10 protein-coding genes and 3 pseudogenes are annotated in these 25,129 nt (G+C 74.1%); 9 read left to right on the top strand and 4 right to left on the bottom strand.

Features of this window, described 5'->3' with window-relative positions:
- Window positions 1-873 (bottom strand): AMP-binding protein (locus tag FGW31_RS01510; protein WP_142191427.1); only part of this gene is annotated, 873 nt, incomplete at its 3' end.
- Between the two features lie 127 nt (window positions 874-1,000).
- On the opposite strand from FGW31_RS01510, the gene FGW31_RS01505 reads away from it, so the two are divergent.
- Window positions 1,001-2,455: a WGR domain-containing protein gene (locus FGW31_RS01505; protein WP_142191426.1), complete on the top strand. Its 1,455-nt coding sequence runs from the start codon at window positions 1,001-1,003 to the stop codon at window positions 2,453-2,455.
- A gap of 274 nt (window positions 2,456-2,729) precedes the next feature.
- A pseudogene (locus tag FGW31_RS35440) lies at window positions 2,730-2,921 on the top strand (FAD binding domain-containing protein); the annotation flags it as partial.
- 64 nt (window positions 2,922-2,985) lie between these two features.
- On the opposite strand, the pseudogene FGW31_RS01495 reads toward FGW31_RS35440, so the two are convergent.
- Window positions 2,986-3,252 (bottom strand): annotated as a pseudogene (locus FGW31_RS01495) (SRPBCC domain-containing protein); the annotation flags it as partial.
- 142 nt (window positions 3,253-3,394) lie between these two features.
- Between FGW31_RS01495 and FGW31_RS01490 the strand changes: the two are divergent.
- The 3 genes and pseudogenes from FGW31_RS01490 to FGW31_RS01475 form a co-directional block, all read left to right on the top strand.
- Window positions 3,395-3,838, top strand: a pseudogene (locus tag FGW31_RS01490) (DNA-binding protein); the annotation flags it as partial.
- A gap of 1,083 nt (window positions 3,839-4,921) precedes the next feature.
- Complete coding sequence (locus FGW31_RS01480; protein WP_142191425.1) at window positions 4,922-5,116, top strand: DUF2795 domain-containing protein; 195 nt, start codon at window positions 4,922-4,924, stop codon at window positions 5,114-5,116.
- A gap of 106 nt (window positions 5,117-5,222) precedes the next feature.
- Window positions 5,223-5,636: an SRPBCC family protein gene (locus FGW31_RS01475; RefSeq protein ID WP_142191424.1), complete on the top strand. Its 414-nt coding sequence runs from the start codon at window positions 5,223-5,225 to the stop codon at window positions 5,634-5,636.
- 24 nt (window positions 5,637-5,660) lie between these two features.
- Here FGW31_RS01475 and FGW31_RS01470 read toward each other — a convergent pair whose 3' ends face one another.
- Both FGW31_RS01470 and FGW31_RS01465 read right to left on the bottom strand, forming a co-directional pair.
- Entirely contained in the window at window positions 5,661-6,518 is an 858-nt protein-coding gene (locus FGW31_RS01470; protein ID WP_142191423.1) for a pentapeptide repeat-containing protein, read from the bottom strand.
- 284 nt (window positions 6,519-6,802) lie between these two features.
- Window positions 6,803-7,750, bottom strand: a complete 948-nt coding sequence (locus FGW31_RS01465) for a methionyl-tRNA formyltransferase (protein WP_142191422.1) — start codon at window positions 7,748-7,750, stop codon at window positions 6,803-6,805.
- Between the two features lie 262 nt (window positions 7,751-8,012).
- Here FGW31_RS01465 and FGW31_RS01460 point away from each other — a divergent pair, with 262 nt between their 5' ends.
- The 4 genes from FGW31_RS01460 to FGW31_RS01445 all read left to right on the top strand — a co-directional run bounded on the left by FGW31_RS01460 (window position 8,013) and on the right by FGW31_RS01445 (window position 25,118).
- The gene (locus tag FGW31_RS01460) at window positions 8,013-9,362 is read left to right on the top strand and encodes a lysine N(6)-hydroxylase/L-ornithine N(5)-oxygenase family protein (RefSeq protein WP_142191421.1); all 1,350 of its coding nucleotides are present in this window, start codon (window positions 8,013-8,015) and stop codon (window positions 9,360-9,362) included.
- Window positions 9,363-9,462: 100 nt separating this feature from the next.
- The gene (locus FGW31_RS01455; RefSeq protein WP_142191420.1) at window positions 9,463-10,518 is read left to right on the top strand and encodes an iron-siderophore ABC transporter substrate-binding protein; all 1,056 of its coding nucleotides are present in this window, start codon (window positions 9,463-9,465) and stop codon (window positions 10,516-10,518) included.
- Between the two features lie 165 nt (window positions 10,519-10,683).
- Window positions 10,684-24,912 carry a non-ribosomal peptide synthetase gene (locus tag FGW31_RS01450; protein WP_142191419.1) on the top strand — a complete coding sequence of 4,743 codons (14,229 nt, stop codon included), beginning with the start codon at window positions 10,684-10,686 and terminating at the stop codon, window positions 24,910-24,912.
- A complete protein-coding gene (locus FGW31_RS01445) occupies window positions 24,909-25,118 on the top strand; it encodes an MbtH family protein (protein WP_142191418.1) in 210 nt (69 codons plus the stop codon). The genes FGW31_RS01450 and FGW31_RS01445 overlap by 4 nt, the downstream gene beginning before the upstream one ends.
- Window positions 25,119-25,129 lie beyond the last annotated feature (11 nt).

Below are 25,129 nucleotides of genomic sequence, written 5' to 3'. Positions count from 1 at the left end.
CGCGCCACCCCCCCGCCACACCACCGGTGAGATCGGCTCGGCGCCCACCAACAGCAGCCGCACCGAACGCAGATCGAGCCCGGCGAACACCTCCTCGGGGACCCGGCGGACGGCCAGCGCCAGCGCGAAGTTGGCCGCCGACAGCAGGGTCGCCCGGTGCGCCGAGGCCACCTCGAACCACAGCCGGGGGTTCTTCGCGAACGACAAGGGGGCGATCCGCACCTGCTTGGCGCGCGCGGCCATCGGCGCCAGATGGGTGCCGATGAGACCCATGTCGTGGAAGTACGGCATCCAGCTCACCACCACGTCGCGGTCCGTGAGCGCCGCGGCCTCGGTCAGCTGCCGCAGGTTGGCCAGGACGGCCGCGTGGGTGAGTTCCACGCCCTTGGGCGAGCCGGTGCTGCCCGAGGAGAACTGCAGGAACGCCAGGTCGTCCGGGGCGGCAGCGGCGGGGGAGCCGAGCGGGGCGGACTTCCGCAGCTCCGCCAGCCGCAGCACGCGCACCGGGTCCGGCAGCCGGCCGGCGACCTCCGCGCACGCCTCGTCCACCGCGACCGGGGGCCGCCCGAGGTGCTCCCACACGGGACGCACCCGTCGCGCGTCGGGCGCCAGCGGCACCGGCACCAGACCGGCCGCCAGGGCGCCCCAGAACAGGGGCTGGAAGTCCGCACCGTGGTCCGCCAGCACCGGTACACAGGTGCCCGGCGCCACGCCCGCCCCGCGGAAGCCGCCAGCGACACGCAGGGAGTCCTCCAGCAACTGCCGGAACGTCACGGGCCGTTCACCGCCGTCCCCGCGGACATGGACGACGACCTGGTCGGGGGCACGGCGGGCGGCGTCCAGCAGGACGTCCAGCAGCGTTGCGGCGTTCATGGATCCGTTCGTTCGTGCGGGGGCGGTGAGCGGTGACGAAGGACCCATTGTCAGTGGCTCCGCCTACGGTTTCGATCAGTAGGACCCGGCGGAACGGCCCCGGGTTCCGTCCGGGGAGGGGTTTGCCATGTCTGCGGGGTCCGCGGTGCCGACGACGACGTACCTGGAGCTGTCGCAGGAAGGCGGCGGCGCGCACAAGTTCTACGAAGTCACCGTCGCCGGACAGGTCGTGACGGTGCGCTACGGCCGGATCGGCGCGGCGGGGCAGACACAGACGACGTCGTTCGCCTCGGCGGCCAAGGCCCAGGCCGCGGCCGCGAAGAAGGTGGGGGAGAAGGTCCGCAAGGGCTACGCGCCCGCGGTGCCCGGCGGGCGTGCCCCGCGTGCGGTGACGCGGCGGCAGGTGGCCTCCGCGCCGTCCACCGCGCGTGCCGTGGCGCCGGTGCTGTGGCGCTTCGGCACCGGGTCGTCCGCGTTCGGCATCCACGTGGACGACGACCGCTGCTGGGTCGGCAACCAGGCGGGCGACGTGTTCACGCTGGACCACGAGGGTGAGGTGCTGGCCCGCTTCAGCCTGCCGGACGGAGTGAAGTGCCTGGTCGCCGACGACTTCTGGATCTACGCCGGCTGCGACGACGGCCGGGTCTACGACCTCTCCTCCAAACTCCCGTTCGCCGCCTACGACATCGCCGCGGACGTCGACATCTTCTGGCTGGACATCCACGAAGGCGTGCTGAACGTCTCGGACCGCGACGGCCGCCTCACCGTCATCGACCACGAGGACGAACACCAGTGGACCCGCCGCAGCCAGGGAGAGCACGCCTGGATGGTCCGCGCCGACGACCGCGCCGTCTACCACGGCCACCACCGCGGTGTGACGGCCTACCAGCCCGACGGCGGCGGCGAGCTGTGGCACACGCCCACACGCGGCGGCGTGCTGTTCGGCTGGCAGGAGGACGACACCGTCTACGCGGGCACGGCGCACCGCGTGGTGCAGCGGCTGTCGAAGGCGACCGGCACCGTCGAGGCCACCTACGCCTGCGACAGCGCCGTGTACTCCTGCGCCACGTCACCGGGTGGCCGGTTCGTCTTCGCCGGGGACGCCGCCTCGTCCGTCTACTGCTTCGACCGGGACGGCACCCGCCTGTGGAAGCTCGGCACCGGCGGCGGCTCGGCGCTGTCGATGCAGTACCGCGACGAGCGGCTCTACCTGGTGACCACGGACGGCTCGCTGGTGTGCGTGGACGCGAGCGAGGCCGCCGTCACCGCCGCGCAGCAGGGCACCGTGCCGGCGGTGCGGGACGTCAAGCTCGCCGCCGCCCTGCCCACCTACGCGCCCGCCACGACCGCGACGGCGGTGGCCACCGTCGACCGGGCCCCGTCCGGATCCGTCGTCGTGGAGTGCGTGCAGGACAACGGCCGGCTGCGCGTCCACGTCGTCTCCGACGGCTACGACGGTTCCTGGAACGTGCAGTTCCCGCGCGCCATACGGGCGGCCGGAGCGCGCTACGTGGTGGACGCGCTGCACCCGGCGGCCGGCGGCTTCTACCGGGTGCGCGGTGAGATCCGTCGGCTGCTGTGACCGGCCGGGAGACCCCGCCTCGGCGGGCGCACCGCCCCAGGGCCCCGGGTCGGCCCCCGGCCACCGGTCCGCGTCGGGCTCCCGGCGGGCGGCCGGTGGCGTCCCGTCGCGCCGGTCCGTGAACGACCCGGCGCAAAAGGCTCACAACCGGGCGCACGCCGGCGAGTCCGTGAGCCCTGTACGCGCCCCCGGACGCGTACCGAGAATGCAGTGCCCCTGATCAAGACCGAGTTCCGAGTTCCGGCGTACCGTCGAGGAAAGCAGGTCGAACGTCGTGCTGTTGCGTCTGCCCACCACCCTGTCCGAAGCACAGCGGTACCTGGCCGAGGGAGCGGTGCCCGTCGGCGGAGCCACCCTCGTGTGGGCGCTATGGCAGCGCGACGGCTTCCCCGAGCAGGCGATGTCCCTGCGCCGACTGCCGCAGGCCAACCTGATAGAACGTGAGGCGCTGGGCGCGGCCGTCCTGTGTCCGAGCCCGCGGCGATGCGCGTGGAACTCGACCCGGACGGCCCCCGGACGCGGATCGTGGTCTTCCCGGGCACGTCCATTCCCACCACCAGCAGCCGGTCCTCGGCGACCTCCAGGTAGGAGCCGGTCAGCGGGAACCGGTCGCCGTCCGGGGTGACCACGGTGGCCTTCCAGGCTCCGCCCGGCCGTACGTCCATCTCGACGGAGCCCGGAGCGGCGTACGCCCAGTGGGCGTACTCGTCGGGAGTGGTCCACGCCCGCCAGACCCGGTCCGCGGGAGCGTCGAGCGTGCGGGTGAGGGTGTAGGAGAAGCCGCTGCCGGTGTTCATGGTGTCGCTCCTGTCCTGTGGCCCGGTCGGGCCCGTCGTAGGGATGGACGGGCGCGGGCGCGCGAAGTCATCGGTCCCACCGCACATCCACGGGACGTTGTATTCCGTTGACAACAAGATGTTCATCCGGGAGGCTCGTGCCATGTCCTCGACCTCCGAACCCTCCCGGTCCGACGATCCCTTCACTCCGCCCAGCTCCGACGAGGCGCGGGCGCGGCGGGTGCACGCCTCCCTGTTCCGCATCGCCGAGCGGCACGCCGCCACGGACGCCCAGCGCCGGCGCCAGACCCATCCGGGGGTGATCAGCCCGCACGAGGCGGTCAGGCTCGTGTCGTTCCTGCTCAGCGGCGCCGCGCTGCTGGACGACGGCGAACCCGAGGTGGACCGCGCGGACATCACCGCCGCGCTGAGCCTCGTACCGCGCGCCCGCGCCGAGATGGACGAGGTGGAGCTCGGCCTGCTGCAGATGGCGCGCGGACGCGGCATGACCTGGCCGGAGATCGCCTTCGGCCTCGGGCTGCGCAGCCCGCAGGCCGCCCGGCAGCGCTACGAGCGCCTGGTCGGACGCACGGACACCGACACCGACACGGACACCGATACCGACACGGACACCGATACCGACACGGACACCGGCGTGGACACCGGCGTCGGCACCGATGTGGAGAGCGTCGGCACGGATGCGGACACCGGCGGGGACACCGGCGGGGACGGCGACGGATACCAGGTGCGCCAAGCGGACCAGTGGTGACCTGCCGCAGCGGTTCACGGCATCCATGGCACGGTGCCGACCGTCGCGGGCGGCTCGCCCACGGCCCGGGTCGCCTGCCGCCGGGCGGTGCTGACCGCGCGGTGGGCCGCCGTCGTACCGGCGGGCGTCCCGGACGGCAGGCGCACGGGACGGCCGATGCGGACGTGGAACCGCGGCCGCCGCACCGGCGCGGTCGGTACGCCCGCGAGCTTGTTTGACGGACGAACCGGGCGCCGGCCGGTCGCGCACCCGCCCGGCCCACGGGCACGACGACCGCGGCGCCTCCGCCTGCGGCGATCACGGCGGACAGACCGGCGATGCGTCGCCGCCGACAGCCGCGCCGGGCCGGTGCGGCTACGGCAGGGGCGCCGCGCAGGCGGCGTCCCTGCGCGTCGGCAGGCCGCCCTCGGCGTGGATGAGCACATGACGGCCCGACCGCACCGCCCGTGCCGCGGCGTCGAGCGCGTCCGCCGCGTGCGCGGACCGGCGGTGGACGGGATGTGCCCGCCGCTGGCCAGGGCGCGTCCCAGCACGGGCACGGGCCACGGCCCCCGCCGTCGCCGGCACCACCGACTTCACCCCGGCCCGGCGCAGGGCGGCCGGCACGGGGGCGGGATCGGCCGGCGAGTCATGATGGTGCCACGGGTGACGGTGAGCCGCCCGGACAACGGCAGCAGAACGGCGGCGGGGCTGGGCAAGAGTACGTCCTCTCCGGCAGACGGGAACCTCGCCGGCCGGCCTCGCGCGCGGCGGGCGCGCCGCGCCTGAGTGCGCGTACTCGGACCGCACGGACGCACCAGCTCGACGCCGCGCCCGTACCTGCTCGGCGGCGCGCCGCGGTGGTGAATCACCTCCCGGCGGGACGGGTACTCGCACCGTCCTCGCGCGGATTCGCCGCGCCGTCCGTCACGGGAGGCTGCCATGGCCGACCTCAGCCCGATCGACCTGCAGAAAGCACTCAAGGGCGCCGACTACCCCGCCAGCCGCGACGACCTGGTCTCGCTGGCCAGGAGCAACGGCGCCGACGACACCCTCGTCGAGAAGCTGACGCAGGCCGGCAGCGAGCAGTTCGACGGCCCCAACGAGGTGCAGAAGGCGGTGTTCGGCAACGAATAGCGCCCTCCGCCCCGGGCCGCCCGCGCGGCACGCCCCGGCGTCGCGGCGCGCGGCGGCCCGGCCCGAGGCACACCCCGTGTGATCCGAACGGAAAGACGCCACCGCCATGACCGAGTACGAGCGTTCACGCACGATGCCCGCCCAGCCCGAGCAGGTCTTCGACCAGGCGGCGAACATCGACCAGATGTCCGACTGGCTGCCCGCGGAACTGCACGTGCACGCCGAGGAACCGCCCGCGGTCACCGTGCACGAGGACCGCTCCGACGAGGACACCTCCGCGCTGCTGCGGGCGCGGCGCGACCAGATGCGGCTCGAATGGGGCACCCGTGACCAGGGCGCCTACGCCGGCTGGCTCCAGGTCGCCGGCATCGGCAGCGGAGCCAGCGAGGTCACCGTGCACCTCTCCTTCTTCGACGAGGGCCACGACCCGGGCGAGCGGGCGGTCGGCGACGCCCTGGACGGCAGCCTGCGGCGGCTGGAGGAACAGGTCCGGCTGCGCGTGGACCACGCCGCCGGCTGACCTCACGACGCGGGCACGGCCGGACTACCAGTGAGCGGGCCGGGCCAGGGCCGGGGGCAGTACGGTCGTCGCGTCGCCCCTGGCCGCGTTGAGCTGCGCCTGGGTGAGGAACAGGGCACCGGTGAGGTCGGCGCCGCTCAGGTCGGCGTCGCGCAGGTCCGCCCCGATCAGGTCCGCGACGCGCAGGTCGGCACCGCTGAGGTCGGCGGCGACCAGCAGGGCGCCGCGCAGGCTCGCTCCCCGCAGCCCGGCGCCGGACAGCTTCGCGCCGATCAGGTCGGCGCCCCGGTGGTTCCTCCTGCGCCCGGGCACCTCGGCCCGGACGAGTTCACTGGCGCGCAGCAGCAACGTGTTGACCTCGGCGCGCAGCGCGTTCACGTCGATCCGGACGACCGAGGCGGCGTCACCGCGGGTCAGGCCGTCGACACGGGCCAGCGCCCGCCGCAGCTCCCGGTGGACGGGCCGCGCGGGTGCGAGGTCGAGGGCCTCGGTGACGTACCACATCAGCTCGTGCAGCTGCCGCATGACGGGGAAGACCTCGAACATGGACCGCGCCGTCCCCGGTGCCCGGCGCCAGTCCGTGCCGCCGAAGGTGACCCGGGAGACCTTCTGGCCGGCGCCGAAGCAGTCGAAGACGGTGCAGCCGGGATAGCCGCTGTCGCGCAGCCGCGCGTGGATGCCGCAGCGGAAGTCGGCACGGAGGTTGGCGCACGGCCGGCCGGCGGGCTTGTCTTCGGCGAAGTCGGCGGACCGGGCGAACGGCAGGGCCACACAGCACAGTCCGAAACAGCTCGCGCAGTCGGCCCGCAGCTCCTCCGTGCCGAGCCGCTCGCCGCCCGGCCGTTCCGTCGTGCCGCGCGGGGCCTGCTGCTGTGGTGACATCGTGTGGGGCTCCTGCCGGACGGTGAGCACCGCGTTGCGCGACGTGGTTCAGACCGTCGGCGGCGCCCATGAATCGGCGTTCATTCTCGCAGACGGGCAGACGGGCAGACGGGCAGACGGGCAGACGGGCAGACGGGCAGACGGCGAACGGCGGGACGGCGGGCGGTGTGCGCGGGCCGGCAGCCGCCCGTCCGCGCGCACCGTCCGCGCGCACCGTCCGCGCGCACCGTCCACGCGCACCGTCCACGCGCACCGTCCGCGCGCACCGTCCGTGTGCTGCCGTCTCAGGGCCGGCCGGTGAGGTAGCCGCCCATCGAGGTGAAGTACTCGGTCGCGCCCAACTCCCGTCCGTCCTCGGTGCGTACGCGGGTGATGGCCAGGCCGTGGTTGCGGCCGGTCCGCGCGTCGGCGCCGGCGACGATCACCACGCCGTCGCCCTCGCGGTAGAAGATGCGGCCGGGCGTCCCGCCGTAGCGGCCCTGGGACACCACGGCGGACAGCACCTCCAGACGCCGGCCCTTGTGGAAGGTGAAGGCGCTCGGATAGGGGGCGGACTGTGCCCGGACCAGGCGCTCCAGGTCCTCGGCGGGCCAGTTCCAGTCGATGCGGCTGTCCTCCAGCGACCGCTTGTGGAAGAAGCTCGCCCGGGAACGGTCCTGCTTGGTGAACTCGGTCCGCCCGGAGGCGATCAGGTCGAGGGCGCCCGTGGTGACCGGCGCGATGAGGTCGACGGTCTTGTGGAACAGGTCGGTCGCGGTGTCCGTCGGCCCGACCGGAACCGCGCGCTGGAGGACGATGTCCCCGGCGTCGAGCACCTCGTCCATCAGGTGCGCGGTGACGCCGACTTCGGGCTCGCCGTTGATGAGGGCCCAGATGAGCGGGGAGAAGCCCGCGTACTTCGGCAGCAGCGAGTCGTGCACGTTGAGCGTGCCGTGGCGCGGCAGGCCGTAGATGTGCGGCGGGATCCACGTCCGCCAGTTGTTCGCGACGATGATGTCCGGGTCGGCGTCCTTGAGCCGCGCGAACAGTTCCTCGTCGTCCGGGCGGTTGCGGATGAGGACGGGGATGCCGTGCTCCTCGGCGAGTTCGGCGACCGAGTCGCTCCAGATCCGCTCGTAGGCGTGCTCGCTGCGGGGGTGTGTCACCACCATCACCACGTCGTGCTCGGAATCCAGCAGGGCCCGCAGGGTGCGATGACCCCAGGTCTGATAACCGAACATGACGACCCGCATGTGGTTCCTCCTCCGGCAGGGACTGGCCGCCGACAGTAAAGCAAGGCTTACCTAACGCTGCAACGGGGCGTCGGTGAACGGTGATTGATGATCCGTCAGTTGATCGAACTCGATTACTGTCCTGTTTTGTCCAGTCGACAGTCGGCCAAGCTGAGCTTAGGCTTCCCTAAGTTTCGCGGGTCCGCTGTCCTGCTCTCGGCGCGCCCTTCCTCCCGTAATTCCCGACGCCGGACCTCCGGCCGCCCGCACGAATGGGAGTGACATGGCTCAGGTTCTTCCTGGCGACGCACCACTGGTCCACGACCTCATAGGCATCGGCTTCGGGCCGTCCAATGTGGCCATGGCGATCGCGCTCAGCGAGCACAACACGCGCGTCGGCAGGCAAGAGGCGGTCACCGCCCACTTCTTCGAGCGCCAGCCGGCCTTCGGCTGGCACCGGGGCATGCTGATCGACGACGCGACGATGCAGGTGTCCTTCCTCAAAGACCTGGTGACCCTCCGCAACCCCACCAGCGAATACAGCTTCCTGAGCTATCTGCAGAGCAAGGGACGCCTGATCGACTTCGTCAACCACAAGAACTTCTTCCCGCTGCGCATGGAGTTCCACGACTACTTCGAGTGGGCGGCGGCGAAGGTCGACGACATGGTCTCCTACGGCCACGAGGTCGTCGCCGTCGAACCGGTCCTGCGCGACGGAACGGTGGAGTACCTCGACGTCACGGCACGCTCCGGGGACGGACTCGTGGTGCACCGGGCCCGCAACCTGGTCATCGGCACCGGGCTGCGGCCGCGCATGCCGGAGGGCGTCGAACGCTCGGAACGCATCTGGCACAACTCCGACCTGCTGGCCAGGGTGGACGCCCTGGACGGAACGAACCCCTCCCGGTTCGTCGTCGTCGGCGCCGGCCAGAGCGCCGCGGAGAACGTGGCCTACCTGCACCGCCGCTTCCCCGGCGCCGAGGTCCACGCCGTCTTCTCCCGCTACGGCTACAGCCCCGCCGACGACAGCAACTTCGCCAACCGCATCTTCGACCCCGACGCGGTGGACGAGTACTTCACCGCGCCCGAGGACGTCAAGCGCAAGCTGATGGACTACCACGGCAACACCAACTACTCCGTGGTCGACACGGACCTCATCGAGGACCTGTACCGGCGCGCGTACCAGGAGAAGGTGCTCGGCACCGAACGGCTCCACTTCCACAACGTGTCCCGGCTCACCGGCGTCACCGAGACCCCGGACAAGGTCCGCGCCACCGTCGTCTCCCTCGTCACCGGCGAACGCACCGCCCTCGACGCCGACGTCGTCGTCTACGGCACCGGCTACCTGCCCGCCGACGGCCTGGCCCTGCTCGGCGAGACCGCCGGCCTCTGCCACCGCGACGAGGAGGGACGCGTCCGCGTCGGACGCGACTACCGCGTGGCGACCGGACCCGAACTGCGCTGCGGCATCTACCTGCAGGGCGGCACCGAGCACACCCACGGCATCACCTCCTCCCTGCTGTCGAACATCGCGATCCGGGTCGGCGAGATCCTGGACTCGATCATCGACCGGGGCCGTGCCGCCTCCGGCACGGCCCGCCCCCTCACGGACGGCATCGGCACCTCCCGATAGCCCGCTCCGAGGTCCCAGCCCCCCACACCGCCGCGCACTGCCCGGGACGTCGCGCCCGGCAGGCGCGGCACTCCTGTGGAATCCCGTGAAAGGAACCAACGTGTCCACTGGAACACGCCGCGCACCCGCGCGGATCGCCGGACTCGTCACGAGAACGGTGGTGGCCGCCGTCGCCGCGCTCGCCCTGACCGCCTGTGGGGGCGGGACCGACAACTCCTCCTCGGACAAGGGCGACTCGTCCTCGGCCGGAGCGGGCGCGCAGTCCGGGGCGTTCCCGGTCACGGTCGCGCACAAGTACGGCAGCACCACCATCGACGAGGAGCCGAAGCGGATCGTCACGCTCGGCCTGTCGGACCAGGACGCGGTGCTGGCCCTCGGCGCCAAGCCCGTCGGCGCCGTGGACTGGTTCAAGGAGAAGCCGTACGGCAAGTGGCCCTGGACCAGGGACCCCTGGGGCTCCGACACACCGGAGATCGTCGGCGAGCGCGACGAGTACAACATGGAGAAGATCGCCGCGCTCCAGCCCGACCTGGTCATCGCCCAGTACTCGGGCATGAAGAAGGAGCAGTACGACACGCTCTCCCGGTTCACCAAGGTCGTCGCCCAGCCGAAGGACCACCCGGACTACGGCGCGCCCTGGCAGGTGATGACCCGCCAGATCGGCAAGGCCCTCGGCAAGGACGAGCAGGCCGAGAAGCTGATCTCGGACATCGGCGACCGGTTCGGCCAAGTCCGCGACAAGCACCCCGAGTTCGCCGAGCTGACCCTCGCCGTCGCCGACAGCTTCGAAGCCGGCAAGTACTCGGCGTTCACCACGAACGACCCCAAGGCGATCTTCTTCAAGGAACTCGGCTTCAAGCTCGAGCCGCAGATCGACAAGCTGGCCAAGCCCGGCTGGAACGTGGCCGAACTCAGCGCCGAGAAACTGAGCGTCCTCGACGTCGACCGCCTGGTCTGGGTCACCTCCGGCACCGACGCCAACGACCGCATCAAGGCGGAGCCGCTGTACCGGAAACTGAAGGTCGTCCAGGACGAGCGGGACCTGTTCGTGCCCTACCAGGACCCGGACATCGGCGCGGCGTTCTCCTTCAACACGGTCCTGTCGATCCCGTACGCGATCGACGAGATCACCCCGCTGATCACCGCCGTCGAGTAGGCCCCGCGCGGCGCCCGCCGGCCCCCACGGGCCGGCCGGCACGCCACCGCCCCCGACGCACACCGGCGGGGCCGGGCCGCGGCGCGCCCGCCGTCCGGCCCCACCGGCCCGCCGACACGTCCCACGACTGCTCACCGACGCACATCAGGGAAGGGCTCTCCTACGATGTTTGACGCCGAGTCGGACCGGACGACCGAGGCCGGGACGCCCCTGACAGGCGCGCAGTCCGGCATCTGGCTCGCTCAGCAGATCGAGCCGGACAGCTCGGCCTACACCCTCGCCTTCGTCCTCGACCTGCGCGGCGACGTCGACCACGGGCGGCTGGCCGCCGCGGTCCGCCGGGCCGTCGAGGAGGCCGAGGCCCTCCACGTCCGGGTCACCGCCGACGACACCGGGCCGCGGCAGCGCATCGCACGGGTCCCCGTGGACGTGCCCGTCCTGGACCTGCGGGACGAGCCGGACCCGGACCGGGCGGCCGCCGCCTGGATGGACGCCGACCGGGACCGGCCCGCCGACCTCACCGCCGGCCCGCTGTACGCGCAGGCCGTCCTGCGGCTCGCCGACGACCACGTGCTCTGGTACCAGCGCTACCACCACATCCTCGTCGACGGCCTGGGCGTCGCCCTCGTCACCCGCCGCGCCGGCGAGATCTACGGCGCCGGCGAGCAGCCGCCACCCGCCGCCGACTGGACGCTCGCCCGGCTGACCGACGCCGACCGGGCGTACCGCGCCTCCGGACGGCACCGCGCGGACCGCGCCCACTGGCTCGACCGGATGGCCGACCGTCCCGAGCCCGTACGCCTGGTGGAACGCGCACCCGCGCCGATGACACGCCGGGTCAGGCGCTCCACCCTGCTCGACGCACGGGCCACCGCCCGGCTGGACGCCGCCGCCCGCGGCACGGGCGTCCGGCGCTCCCGCCTGCTGATCACCGCCGTCGCCGCCTACCTGCACCGCGTCACCGGCGCACCGGACCTCGTCCTCGGCCTGCCGGTCACCGCACGTTCCGACGACGCGACGGCAACCGTCCCCGGCATGGTGTCCAACGTCGTGCCCCTGCGGGTGCGGGTCGGCCCGGGCACCACCGGAGCCGAACTCGCCGCCCGGATACGGGACACCGTCGCCGAGGCCGTCGACCACGGCCGCTACCGGGCCGAGGACCTGGCCCGCGACCTCGGACTGGCCGACGGACTGCCCGAACTGGTCGGCCCGACCGTCAACATCCTCCCCGGCACCACCGCCCTGCCCTTCGCCGGCCTCACCGCCGAACTCCACCCGCTCTGGCTCGGCCCGGCCGGCGACCTCGCCTTCACCTTCACCCACACACCCGACGGGCACGGCGTCCGCGTCCACCTCGACGCCGACGCCGCGATGTGCGACGAGGCCGCACTGCGCGCCCACGAGCGCCGCTTCCTCGCCCTGCTCGACACCCTGGCCGAGGACCCCCACCGGCCCCTCGGACGCATCGACCTCACCGACGCCGGTGAACGCCGCGCCCTGCTCGACGAGTTCGGCGTGTCACCGCGCGAGGTGCCCGAACTCACCTGGCCCGCCGCCTTCGAACAGCAGGTCCGCAGCACACCCGACGCCGTCGCGCTGGTCTTCGAGGACCGGCACCTGACGTACGCCGGGCTGAACGCCGACGCCAACCGGCTCGCCCGCCTCCTCACGTCGCGCGGCGTACGGGCCGAGGACGTGGTCGCCGTGGCCCTGCCGCGCTCGCCCGAACTCGTCGTCTGCCTGCTCGCGGTGCTCAAGACCGGCGCCGCCTATCTGCCGCTGGACGCCGACCACCCGCGCGACCGCATCGCACACATGCTGTCCGACGCGGACGCGCGCACCGTCGTCACCGTGACCGCCCTGGCCGGCGAACTCCCCGACACCCGCGCCACCCGCGTCCTCCTGGACGACCCGGAGACGGCCGCCGAGCAGGCAGCACAGGACGCGTCGGACCTCGCACTGCCCCTCACGCTCGACCGGGCCGCGTACGTCATCTACACCTCCGGCTCCACCGGCCGCCCCAAGGGCGTCGTCGTCACCCACGACGGCGTCGGCAGCCTGATCGCCACCGCGACCGACCGGATCGGCGTCGGACCGGACAGCCGCGTCGTGCAGTTCGCGTCCGTCGGCTTCGACGTGACCGTCTGGGACCTGATCATGTCGCTGTGCGTGGGCGGACGGATCGTCGTCGTCCCCGCCGAGCGCCGCGTCGCCGGGCCCGCCCTCACCGACTACATCGCCGCACACCGCGCCACCCACATGATCCTGCCGCCGTCGCTGGTCTCCGCGCTGCCGCCGGAGTGCGAACTGCCCGAGGGCGCCGTCCTCGTCGTCGGCACCGAGGCGGTGCCCGGCGAGCTGATCGCCCGCTGGGCCGGCCGGCTGAAGGTCGTCGTCGCGTACGGCCTGACCGAGGCCAGCGTCAACTCCACGCTCTGGACCGCCGAACCCGGCCGGCCCGGCCCCGCCCCCATCGGCCGCCCCGACCCCAACACCCGCGCCTACGTGCTGGACGCGGCGCTGCGCCCGGTCCCCGTGGGCGCCGAGGGCGAGCTGTACGTCGCCGGGCGCGGACTGGCCCGCGGCTACCTCGGCAGGCCCGCGCTGACCTCCGAGCGGTTCGTCGCCGACCCGTTCGGCGCGCCCGGCAGCCGCATGTACCGCACCGGCGACCGGGTGCGCTGGGCCGCCGACGGCAACCTGGAGTTCCTCGGCCGCGCCGACGGCCAGCTGAAGATCCGCGGCCACCGGATCGAACCCGGTGAGATCGAGAGCGCCTTCATGGCCTGCCCCGGCATCGCGCAGGCCGCGGTCCTGCCGCGCCGGGACCACCGTGGCGTCACCCGCCTGGTCGCCTACCTCGTCCCGGCGGCCGGCGAGGCGGACACGGACGCCGCCGTCACCGCCGCCCGGGCCCGCGTCGCCGACGTCCTGCCGGACTTCATGGTGCCGTCCGCCGTCGTCGTCATCGACGGCCCGCTCCCGCTGACACCCAACGGAAAACTCGACGGCCGGGCCCTGCCCGCCCCCGAATGGACCGCGCTGAGTGGCACCGACGCGCCGGCCACCCCGGCCGAGACCACTCTCGCCGCACTGTTCGCGGACGTCCTCGGCATGCCCTCGGTCGGTGTCCACGACAGCTTCTTCGCCCTGGGCGGCGACAGCATCGTCGCCATCCAGCTCGTCAACCGCGCCCGTGCGGCCGGACTGGCCCTCACGCCCCGGGACGTGTTCCGGCAGCGGACCGTGGCCGCGCTGGCCCGCACCGCCGACCGGGCCGCGCCCGCCGCACCGCCCGCGCCGCCGGTCCGCCTGGACGACGACGCCCTGCCGGTCTCCCCGCTCCAGGAGGGCTTCTTCTTCCACGCCCGCTACGACACCGGCACCACCGACCCGTACCTCGTCCAGCAACTCATCGACCTGGCGGGTCCGGTCGACGCCGGCCGGCTGCGGCGGACCCTGCAACGGCTCCTCGACCGGCATCCGCTGCTGCGGGCCGCGTTCCGCCAACTGCCCGACGGACGCGTCGTCCAGCGGCTGCCCGAGCACCTGACCCTGCCGTGGCGGGAGACCGATACCACCGGGACCACCCTGGACGCCGTCCTGGCCGCGGACCGTACCGAGCCGTTCGACCTCGCCCGGCCCCCGCTGCTGCGGGCCACCCTGATCCGCGACGGCCGGCGCCACCGGCTGCTCCTCACCCTGCACCACATCGTCGCCGACGGCTGGTCCCTCGCCGTCCTGCTGCGCGAACTGCTCGCCGCCCACCGCGACGAGGAGCTGCCCGAGCCGTTCGACCCGCGCCCCCATCTGGCCTGGCTGGCCGGGCGGGACCGCGACGCGGCGCGCGACGCGTGGCGCCGGGCGCTGGCCGGACTGCCCGGACCGACCCGGCTCACCGACGCCCTCACCGCGCCGGCCGCCGAGGAGCCGCCGGCCGGGCCCGGGCGCCTCGACCTGCGGCTGCCCGACGACCTCACCACCGGTCTGACCGCCTGCGCCCGCGCCCACGGCCTCACCACGAGCACCGTCGTCCACGGCCTGTGGGGCGTGCTCCTCGGCGGCCTGACCGGCGGCCGCGACGTGGTGTTCGGCAGCACCGTCTCCGGCCGGGGCGGCGGGACGGCCGACCTGGACCGTGCCGTCGGCCTGTTCATCAACACCGTCCCGGCCCGCGTCCGCCTGCGGCCCGACGAGCCCCTCACCGGTCTGCTGCGCCGCCTCCAGGACGAACACGCGGCGCTCCTCGACCACCACCACCTCGGTCTCGCCGACATCCAGCGCACCGCGGGCGGCGGCGAACTCTTCGACACGCTCGTCGTGTTCGAGAACCAGCCCGGCGCCGGCCCCACGACCGGAGACGCCGCGGACACCCTGCACGTCACGGGCGTCGAGGTGTTCGACACCGTGCACTACCCCCTCGCGCTGATCGTCGAGCCGGAGCGCGGCGGGCTGCGCCTGCGGTTCAAGCACGACCCGGCACGGCTCAGCCGGGCGGCCGTGACCGGCATCGCCGACCACTTCCTCGCCCTCGCCCGCACCCTGGTGGACGACCCCGGCCGCACGGTCGCCCGCACCGCCCTGCTGTCCCCGCGCGAACAACGCCGCCTGACCGCACGCGACGACACCGTCCACCCGGTGCCACCCGCCACCCTCGCCTCACTGTTCGCACGGCAGGCGGCACGCACCCCCGACGCCACGGCACTTTGCTTCGAGGACGTCACGCTCACCTACGCCGAACTCGACCGGCGCGCCGAGGCGCTGGCCCGACGGCTGCGGGCCCGCGGCGCCGGACCCGAGCGGTTCGTCGCCGTCGCCGTGCCCCGCTCGGCGGAGCTGGTGGTGGCCCTGCTGGGCGTCCTCAAGTCCGGCGCCGCCTATCTGCCCGTCGACCTCGACTATCCCGCCGACCGGGTCGCGTTCGTCCTCGGCGACAGCGGGGCACGCACCGTCGTCACCACCACCGAGGCCGCCGGACGCCTCCCCGGGACACCGGGCCTGCGGCACCTGCTGGTCGACGCCGACGAGGACGTCCCCGACGTCCCGGCCCGGCCCGCCGGACCCGACCACCCCGCCTACCTCATCTACACCTCCGGCTCCACCGGCCGCCCCAAGGGCGTGGTCGTCACCCACCGCGCCGTCGTCAACCGCCTCGCCTGGATGCAGGACACCTACCGGCTCACCGCCGACGACCGGGTGCTGCAGAAGACGCCGTCCGGCTTCGACGTGTCGGTGTGGGAGTTCTTCTGGCCGCTGCTGGAAGGCGCCGGCCTCGTCCTCGCCCGGCCCGACGACCACCGCGACCCGGCCCAGCTCGCCGAACTCGTCCGCACCCGGCGGATCACCACCCTGCACTTCGTGCCGTCGATGCTGGCCGCGTTCCTGCGGGCCGTGGAGAGCGGCGCCGGCGGCCCGGACTGGGCGGCGAGCCTGCGCCGCGTGTTCTGCAGCGGCGAGGCGCTCCCCGGCGCGGACGCGGCCCGCTGGCACGAGCTCACGGCCCGCTCGGGACGGGACCCGGTCCCGCTGCACAACCTCTACGGCCCCACCGAGGCCGCCGTGGACGTGACGTACTTCGCCTACGAGGGCGGCGACGACGTCACCGTGCCGATCGGCCGGCCCGTGTGGAACACCGGGCTCTACGTCCTGGACCCCTTCCTGCGCCCGGTGCCCGACGGAGTCCCCGGCGAACTCCACCTCACGGGCGTGCAGTTGGCGCGCGCCTACCACGACCGTCCGGGACTGACCGCCGAGCGGTTCGTCGCCGACCCGTTCGGGGCGCCCGGCGAGCGGATGTACCGCACCGGTGACCTGGTCCGGCGGCGCGCCGACGGCACCGTCGAGTACCTCGGGCGCACCGACCGGCAGATCAAGATCCGCGGCAACCGCGTCGAACCGGGCGAGATCGAGGCGGCGCTGCGGGGCCTGCCCGGCGTCGCCCGGGCCGCCGTGACCGTCCGCGACGGCATGCTCGTCGGCTACGCCGTACCCGCGCCCGGCAGCGGCCCGCCGGACGGCGCGGCACTGCGCGCGGCCCTCACCGGAACACTGCCCGCGGCCCTGGTGCCCGGCGCCGTCGTCATTGTCGACACGCTCCCGCTGACCCCGAGCGGCAAGCTCGACACCGACGCGCTGCCCGCCCCGACCCTCGCCCCCGCGACCGGAGGACGCGCCCCCGCCGACGAGCGGGAGCGGGCCCTGTGCACGGTCTTCGCGGAGGTGCTCGGGGTGCCCGGCATCGGCCCCGACGACGACTTCTTCACCCTCGGCGGCGACAGCCTCACCTCCATCACCGTCGCCACCCGGGCCAGGGAGCACGGCCTCGTCCTCGGCCCGCGCGACGTGTTCGAGCGCCGCACCCCGGCCCAACTGGCCGCCGCGGCCCGCCCGGTCACCACCGGCCACGACGACCCGGCCGGCGCGGACACCACCGCCGTGACCGTCCCGGCCGCCGAGGCGGGCCGGGCGGCGGCCGCACTGGAGGCCGTACTGGCCCAGCAGGAACGGTCGGGCGCCGCCGTCGATCCCGCGCTGCGCGCCCTGCTGGCCCAGCTCACCACGGCGGCGGGCACCCCGCCGGCCCCCGAGCCGCCCGCCGGGCCCGCACTCGACGCCGAGGAGACCGCACGCGTCGAGGCCGCCGCCGGCGCCTTCGGAGTCGCCGACATCTGGCCCCTGTCGCCGCTCCAGGAGGGCATGTACTTCCACGCCACCTACGACACGGGCGACACCCTCGACGTCTACCTCTCCCAGGAGACCCTCGACCTCGACCACCGCCTGGACGCCGGCCGGCTGCGCGCCGCCTGCCGGTCGCTGCTGGAGCGCAACACCGGGCTGCGCGCCGGTTTCGTCAGCGACGGCCTGCCCCGCCCGGTGCAGTTCATCGCGGAACACGCCGAGATCCCGCTCGTGGAGCACGACCTGACCGGGCTGCCGGACGACGAGCAGCGGGCCCGCACGGAGGAACTCCTCGCGGCCGACCGCCGCCGCCGCTTCGACCTGACCGCGCCGCCGCTGGCCCGCCTGCTCCTGCTGCACCTCGCAGAGGGCCGGGACCGGCTGGTCGTCACCCACCACCTCATCGTGTGGGACGGCTGGTCCGCCTGGCTGTTCCTGGAAGAACTGTTCACGCTGTACGAGCGCGCCGGCGACGTCACCGGACTGCCCGCCCCCGGCTCCTACCGGGACTACCTGGCCTGGCTGGACCGGCAGGACACCGGCGCGGCGCTCGCGGCGTGGCGGGGCGCGCTCGCCGGGTTCGACGAGCCGACCCTGGTCGCCCCGGCCGGACGCGACGGCGCCCCGGTGATCCCCGCGGACTTCGACACCACGCTGAGCCGGGAGCTGAGCGACCGGCTGCGCGACACGGCCCGCCGGCACGGACTCACCGCGAACACCGTGCTGAACACGGCCTGGGCACTGGTCCTGTCGGCGCTGACCGGCCGCACGGACGTCGCCTTCGGCACCGCGGTCGCCGGACGGCCCGCCGACGTGCCCGACGCCGCCGGCATCATCGGCATGTTCCTCAACACCGTCCCGGCCCGCATCGCCTTCCGGCCCGGTGAACCCCTGCTCGACCTGGTGCGCAGGGCCCAGTCCGAACGCGCCGCGGTCATGCCGTACGAGTACGTGGGACTCGGCACGCTCCAGCAGGAGACCGGCCACCGCCGGCTGTTCGACACCCTGTTCGTGCTGCGTTCCGCAGACGGCGAGGAGCGGGCCGCCGCGCTCCGGCAGCGGCACGGCATCACCGGCATGTCCAACGTGGACGGCACCCACTTCCCGCTCACCCTGATCGTCACCCCGGAGACCCGGCTGCGGGTGACCCTGGCCGCCCGGCCCGACGTGTTCGACGCCGACGCCGCGACGGCGGTCCTGGAGCGTTTCACGGCCGTACTGGAACGCCTCGTCGAAGCCCTCGCCGGTGCGGACGCCGGCGCCGCCCGCACCGCCGGCCTGGACCTGCTGCTGCCGGCCGAGCGGGCCGCCCTGGCCGCCGCCCGGGAGACCTCCCGCGCACCGGTGCCCGACGACACCGTCGCCGACCTGCTCGCCGCCCAGACCGCCCGCACCCCCGACGCGGTGGCGCTGGTCTTCGGCGAACAGGCCCTCACCTACGCCGAACTGGACGCCCGCATCAACCGGCTGGCCCGGCTGCTGCTGGCCCGCGGCGCGGTCCCGGAACGGGCCGTCGCCCTCGCACTGCCCCGCTCCCTCGACATGGTCGCCGCGCTGTTCGCGGTGCTGCGCACCGGCGCCGCCTACCTGCCGCTCGACCTCGACCACCCCGCCGAACGGCTGCGCCTGATGGTCGCCGACACCGGCCCGCTGTGCCTGCTCTCCACCACCTCCGTCGCCCCCGCCCTGCGGGACGACACCGGAGCGCTCGCGCCCGAACTGCTCCTCGACGACCCGGCCGTGGCCGCCGAACTCGCCGCGCTGCCGGACGGCCCGGTCACCGACGCCGAACGGCCCGCGTTCGCCCGTGGCCTCCCGGACCGGCTGGAGCACCCGGCGTACATCATCTACACCTCCGGCTCCACCGGACGGCCCAAGGGCGTCGTCACCCCCTACCGCGGCCTGACGAACATGCAGCTCAACCACCAGCGGGAGATCTTCGACCCGGCCATCGCCTCCGCCGGCGGCCGAAGGCTGCGCATCGCGCACACCGTGTCGTTCGCCTTCGACATGTCGTGGGAGGAGCTGCTGTGGCTCGTCGAGGGCCACGAGGTCCACGTCTGCGACGAGGAACTGCGCCGTGACGCCGAGGCCCTGGTGGCCTACTGCGACCGGCACGGCATCGACGTCGTCAACGTCACCCCGACCTACGCCCAACTGCTCATCGAGGAGGGCCTGCTGGAGCGGGACGACAGCGGGGCCAGGCACCGGCCCGCCCTGGTGCTGCTCGGCGGCGAGGCCGTGTCCGACACGGTGTGGACCCGGCTGCGCCGCACGGAGGGCACCTACGGCTACAACCTGTACGGGCCCACCGAGTACACGATCAACACCCTGGGCGGCTCCACCACGGACAGCGCCACCCCGACCGTCGGCCTGCCCATCCGCGGCACCCGCGCCCACGTCCTCGACACGATGCTCCGCCCGGTCCCGCCGGGCTGCCCCGGCGAGCTGTACATCTCCGGCACCGGGCTGGCCCGCGGCTACCACGACCGTCCCGGCCTGACGGCGGAACGCTTCGTCGCCGACCCGTTCGGCGAGCCGGGCGAGCGCATGTACCGCACCGGTGACCTGGTACGGCAACGGCCGGACGGGCTGCTGGACTTCCTCGGCCGCACCGACGACCAGGTGAAGATCCGCGGCTACCGCATCGAGCCGGCCGAGATCGCCGCCGCCCTGTCCGCACACCCCGAGGTCGCCCACGCCGCCGTGGTCGTGGCCCAGACCGCCGGGACGAAACGCCTGGTCGGCTACGTCGTGCCGGAGGCGGGCGCGACAGCGGGGGAGGACCTGCTCCAGCGGCTCCGGGAACACCTGAAGGCGGGCCTCCCGGACTACATGGTGCCCTCCGCGCTCGTCCCGGTGGACGGCCTGCCGCTGACCGTCAACGGCAAGCTCGACGTCAGGGCGCTGCCGGCCCCCGACCTCACCGCCACCGGCACCGTCCGCCCGCCGCGCACCCCGCGCGAGGAGACCCTGCGCGCCCTGTTCGCCGACGTGCTCGGCCTGCCCGCGGACGGCATCGGCGTCGACAGCGACTTCTTCGACCTCGGCGGGCACTCCCTGCTGGCCACCCGCCTGGTCAGCCGCGCCCGCGCCGCCCTCGACGTCGAACTCGCCATCCGGGACCTCTTCGAGGCGCCCACCGTCGCCGAACTGGCCCGCCGCACCGCCCGCTCGGACACCGCCGCCCGCCCCGCGCTCACCGCCGCAGAGCGGCCCGCCGAACTGCCGCTGTCCCACGCCCAGCAGCGGCTGTGGGTCGTCCAGCAGATCGAGTGCACCTCCGCCGCGTACAACTTCCCCCTGGTGATGCGGGTGCGCGGACCGCTCGACCGGACGGCGTGGAGCGCCGCCCTCACCGATGTGACGACCCGTCACGAGGCGCTGCGCACCGTCTTCACCGAGCGCGACGGCCGGGTGTACCAGCGGGTGCTGCCCGCCGACGAGGCCCGCCCGGCGGTGGAGCACCTCCGCGCGACCGAGGACGAGGTGCCCGGCATCGTCGACGCCGCCGTCGCCCGGCCGTTCGACCTCGCCCGCGAACTGCCGCTGCGCGCCACGCTCGTGGAGATCACGCCCGAGGACCACGTCGTCGTGCTGCTGCTGCACCACATCACCACCGACGAGTGGTCCGACCGCCCGTTCCTGCGCGACCTGGCCACCGCCTACCGCGCCCGCCTCACCGGCACGGCCCCGGACTGGCCCGCACTGCCCGTCCAGTACGCCGACTACGCCCTGTGGCAGCGGCGGCTGCTCGGCGACCCCGCCGACCCGGACAGCCCGGCCGCACGCCAACTGGCGTACTGGCGCACCGCGTTGGCGGGAGCGCCGGAGGAACTCGAACTGCCCGCCGACCGGCCGCGGCCCGCACGTCCGGCGTTCACCGGGGCCGCCCTCGACATCGACTTCGACACTGCCGTGCACGAAGGACTGCGGCGGCTCGCCCGGTCCACCGGCGCCAGCATGTTCATGGTGGTGCACGCCGCCGTCGCCACGCTGCTGCACCGCCTGGGCGCCGGAACGGACATCCCGCTCGGCGCGCCGATCGCGGGCCGCGGCGACCAGGCCCTCGACGACCTGGTGGGCTTCTTCGTCAACACGCTGGTGCTGCGGGCCGACCTGAGCGGCGATCCCACGTTCACCGAACTGCTGGCCCGGATCCGCGAGAGCGACCTGGCCGCCTTCTCCCACGCCGACGTGCCGTTCGAGTCGGTGGTGGAGGCGATCAACCCGACCCGCTCCCTCTCCCGCAACCCGCTGTTCCAGGTGATGGTCGGCCACCACGTCCGCACCGGCGACGCACTCGACCTGCCCGGCCTGAGCGCCGAACACCTGCCCTTCCGTGTCAACTCCGCCAAGTTCGACCTGGTGTTCAGCTTCACCGAGCACCAGGGCCGCGACGGCCGGCCGGGCTCGCTGCGCTGCCGCCTGGAGTACGCCACCGAGCTGTACGACCACGACACCGCCGAGGCGATCGGACAGCGGCTGCGCCGCCTCGTCACCGCGCTGACCGCCGCACCCGAACAGCCCCTCTCCCGGGCCGGGATCCTCTCCGCCGACGAACGCCGCCTGGTCCTGGAACGCTTCAACGACACCGCCCGGGACGTCGAAGAGACCTCCCTGCCCGGCCAGTTCGCCCGCCGGCTCGCCGAACGGCCCGACGCGGTCGCCGTCGTCGAACGCTCCCGCTCGGTGACGTACGCCGGGCTCGACCGGCGATCCGACCGCATCGCACGGCTCCTCGCCGCCCACGGCGTGGGAACCGAGAGCGTGGTCGGCGTGGCCGTGCCCCGGTCGATCGACATGATCGCGACCGTGCTCGCCGTGCTGAGGCTCGGCGCGGCGTTCCTGCCGCTGGACCTCGCGCACCCGGCCGACCGGCTCACCTACATGATCGAGGACTCGGGCGCGACGCTCGTCGTCGGCAGCGAACCGGTGGCCGGCAAGATCCCCGACGTGCCGGGCGTCCCCGTACTGCTGCTCGACGCGCCCGCGACCGCCACCGCACTCGACCGGCTGCCCGACACCGCGCCGGAGCACCGGCCCGTCCCGCTGGACCGCGCCGCGTACGTCATCTACACCTCCGGTTCGACGGGCCGGCCCAAGGGCGTCGTCGTCCCGCACGAGGGCATCGCGAGCCTGGTCGCCACCGCCGTCGACCGGATGGGCCTGCGCCCCGACAGCAGGGTGCTCCAGTTCGCCTCCACCGGCTTCGACGTGTTCGTCTTCGAAGTGGCGATGGCGCTGTGCCACGGCGGCCGGCTGGTCCTGATCCCCGAGGAGGCCCGGGTCGCCGGACCCGCCCTCACCGACTTCCTCGCCGACCAGCGGATCACCCACATGATCCTGCCGCCGTCCCTGGTCTCCGCCCTGCCGCCCGGCTGCCGGCTGCCCGAGGACTCGACGGTCCTGGTCGGCACCGAGACGGTCCCACCGGACCTGTTCGAACGGTTCGGCTCCACCGCCCACCTGATCTGCGCCTACGGCCTCACCGAGGCCACGGTCAACTCCACCCTGTGGCCCTCCCGCGAGCACGGCGGCCGCCCGCCCGGCCGGGTCCCGATCGGCCGCCCCGACCCCAACACCCGCTGCTACGTGCTCGACGAGCGTCTGCGTCCGGTCCCGCCGGGCGTGGCGGGAGAGCTGTACGTGGCCGGGCGGGGCCTCGCCCGCGGCTACCTCGGCAGGCCCGCGCTGACCTCCGGACGGTTCGTCGCCGACCCGTTCGGACCGCCCGGCGCCCGGATGTACCGCACCGGCGACCGCGCCCGCTGGCGGTCCGACGGCAACCTCGACTTCCTCGGCCGGGTGGACACCCAGGTGAAGATCCGCGGGTTCCGCATCGAGCTCGGCGAGATCGAGGCCGCGCTCACCGGACACCCGGCCGTCGCTCAGGCCACCGTGACCGCGGACCGCGACGGGGACATCGTGCGCCTCGTCGGCTACGTGGTGCCCGACGGCGACGCGGAACCCGACCCGCAGGCGCTGCGCGCCCATGTCGCCGGGCTGCTCCCCGAGTACATGGTCCCGGCGCTCGTGGTGCCGCTGGACGGGCCGCTGCCGCTCACCCCGAACGGCAAGCTGGACCGCAGGGCACTGCCCGCACCGGACTGGTCCGCCATGACCGGCGACGCCGACCCCGCCACCCCGACGCAGGCCCGGCTGGCCGCACTGTTCCGCGAGATCCTCCGGCTGGACGGGGTCGGCGTCCACGACAACTTCTTCGCGCTGGGCGGCCATTCGATGGCGGCGATGCGGCTGCTGGGCCGGATCCGCACCGAGTTCGGCGCGGAACTGGGCATCCGGGACGTCTTCGACGCGCTGACCGTCGCCGGGCTCGCCACCAAGCTCGACGGCGCGGCCGCCGCCCGGCCCGCGCTGCGGCCGTCCGGGGACGGCGCGGCCGTGGCCCCCGACCGGCCCGTCGCGCCCGTCCAGCGGTGGCAGTGGGACGCCCACCGGCGCGATCCGCGCCCCGACCACGCCCTGGTGCTGAGCGGCCCGGGCGGTCTGGACGCGGACGCGCTCGCCGCCGCGCTGGCCGATGTGACGGCCCGTCACCAGCCGCTGCGCACGGCGTTCACCGAGCGCGACGGCAGCGTGTTCCCCCGCGCGGTGGAACCACCCGTCCTGGCCGTCGAGGACTGCGCGGACCTCGACCGGCGCCTGGCCGAACTCGCCTCCGCGGACTTGGATCCGACGCGGGAGGCACCGCTGCGGGCCAGGCTCCTCACCGCGCCGGACGGCCGCCAGGCGCTGCTGCTGACCCTGCACTACCTCGCAGCGGACGAATGGTCGGTGGTGCCGCTGCTCCGCGACCTGGCCACCGCCTACGCCGCCCGCGCCGCACACCGCGAACCCGGCTGGGAGCCGCTGCCGGTGACGTACGCCGACTACACCCGCTGGGCCCACGACACCCTCGGCGACCTCACCGACCCGGACAGCCGCGGCGGACGGCAACTCGCCTACTGGCGGCGGGTGCTGACGGACGTACCGGCCGTGCTCGACCTGCCGGCGGACGGGCCCCGGCCCGCCGCCGCGGCCCGGCGCGAGGCGGGCCAGGTCGCCTTCGTGCTCGACGAGCGGCTGCACGCCGACGTGGACCGGCTGGCCCGCACCACCGGCACCAGCATGTTCATGGTGCTGCACGCGGCCCTCGCGGCCCTGCTCACCGCCCACGGCGCGGGCACCGACCTGCCCATCGGCACCATGGTCGCCGGCCGCGGCGACGACCGGCTCCACGATCTCGTCGGCTGCTTCCTCAACACCGTCGTGCTGCGCACCGACACGACCGGCGACCCGTCCTACTGCGAACTGCTCGCCCGCGTACGGGAGACGACGCTCGGCGCGCTGGACCGGCAGGACGTGCCGTTCGACGCGGTGGTGCGCGCCACCGGTCTGCCCGCCGAGGGGCCGCAGGTCATGGTGGTCCACCACGAACAGGCCGACCTGGCACGGCTGGAGGGGTCACTGGGCTCGCTCCGGGCCCACCCCACGGGCTCGGCGCGGGCGGAGCTGACCCTCGGCTTCCACGAACCGCGCGGCGCCGGGCCGGTGCACTGCGCGATCGTCCACGACACCGGCCTGCTCGGCACCGCCACGGCACGGCGGCTCGCCGACGGCCTGCTCGCCCTGCTGCGGGACGCGGCCGCCGCCCCGGAACGACGTCTGTCCGACCTGTTCACCGCACTGCCCACGAGGAGTGAACGCGCATGACGACCAACCCCTTCGAGGATCCGCAGGGCCGCTACCTGGTGCTGGTCAACGACGAGAACCAGCACTCGCTGTGGCCGTCCTTCGCGGAGGTGCCGGCCGGCTGGCGCACGGCCTTCGGCGAGGACACCCGCGAGGCCTGCCTGGCCTACGTGGAGGCCCACTGGACCGACCTCCGCCCGGCGAGCCTGGCCGCACGCCGGGACTGAACCGCCCCGAC

This window comes from Streptomyces calvus (assembly GCF_006782915.1).
In the GTDB taxonomy this organism is placed as follows: domain Bacteria; phylum Actinomycetota; class Actinomycetes; order Streptomycetales; family Streptomycetaceae; genus Streptomyces; species Streptomyces calvus.
The sequence above is the reverse complement of the archived record's forward strand: the minus strand, read 5'-3'. Positions and strand labels throughout refer to the sequence as shown.

Coding starts and splice junctions, on each gene's coding strand:
- FGW31_RS01505 (WP_142191426.1), top strand. CDS start 1,001: ATGTCTGCGGGGTCCGCGGTGCCGACGACGACGTACCTGGAGCTGTCG.
- FGW31_RS01480 (WP_142191425.1), top strand. CDS start 4,922: ATGGCCGACCTCAGCCCGATCGACCTGCAGAAAGCACTCAAGGGCGCC.
- FGW31_RS01475 (WP_142191424.1), top strand. CDS start 5,223: ATGACCGAGTACGAGCGTTCACGCACGATGCCCGCCCAGCCCGAGCAG.
- FGW31_RS01470 (WP_142191423.1), bottom strand. CDS start 6,518: ATGTCACCACAGCAGCAGGCCCCGCGCGGCACGACGGAACGGCCGGGC.
- FGW31_RS01465 (WP_142191422.1), bottom strand. CDS start 7,750: ATGCGGGTCGTCATGTTCGGTTATCAGACCTGGGGTCATCGCACCCTG.
- FGW31_RS01460 (WP_142191421.1), top strand. CDS start 8,013: ATGGCTCAGGTTCTTCCTGGCGACGCACCACTGGTCCACGACCTCATA.
- FGW31_RS01450 (WP_142191419.1), top strand. CDS start 10,684: ATGTTTGACGCCGAGTCGGACCGGACGACCGAGGCCGGGACGCCCCTG.
- FGW31_RS01445 (WP_142191418.1), top strand. CDS start 24,909: ATGACGACCAACCCCTTCGAGGATCCGCAGGGCCGCTACCTGGTGCTG.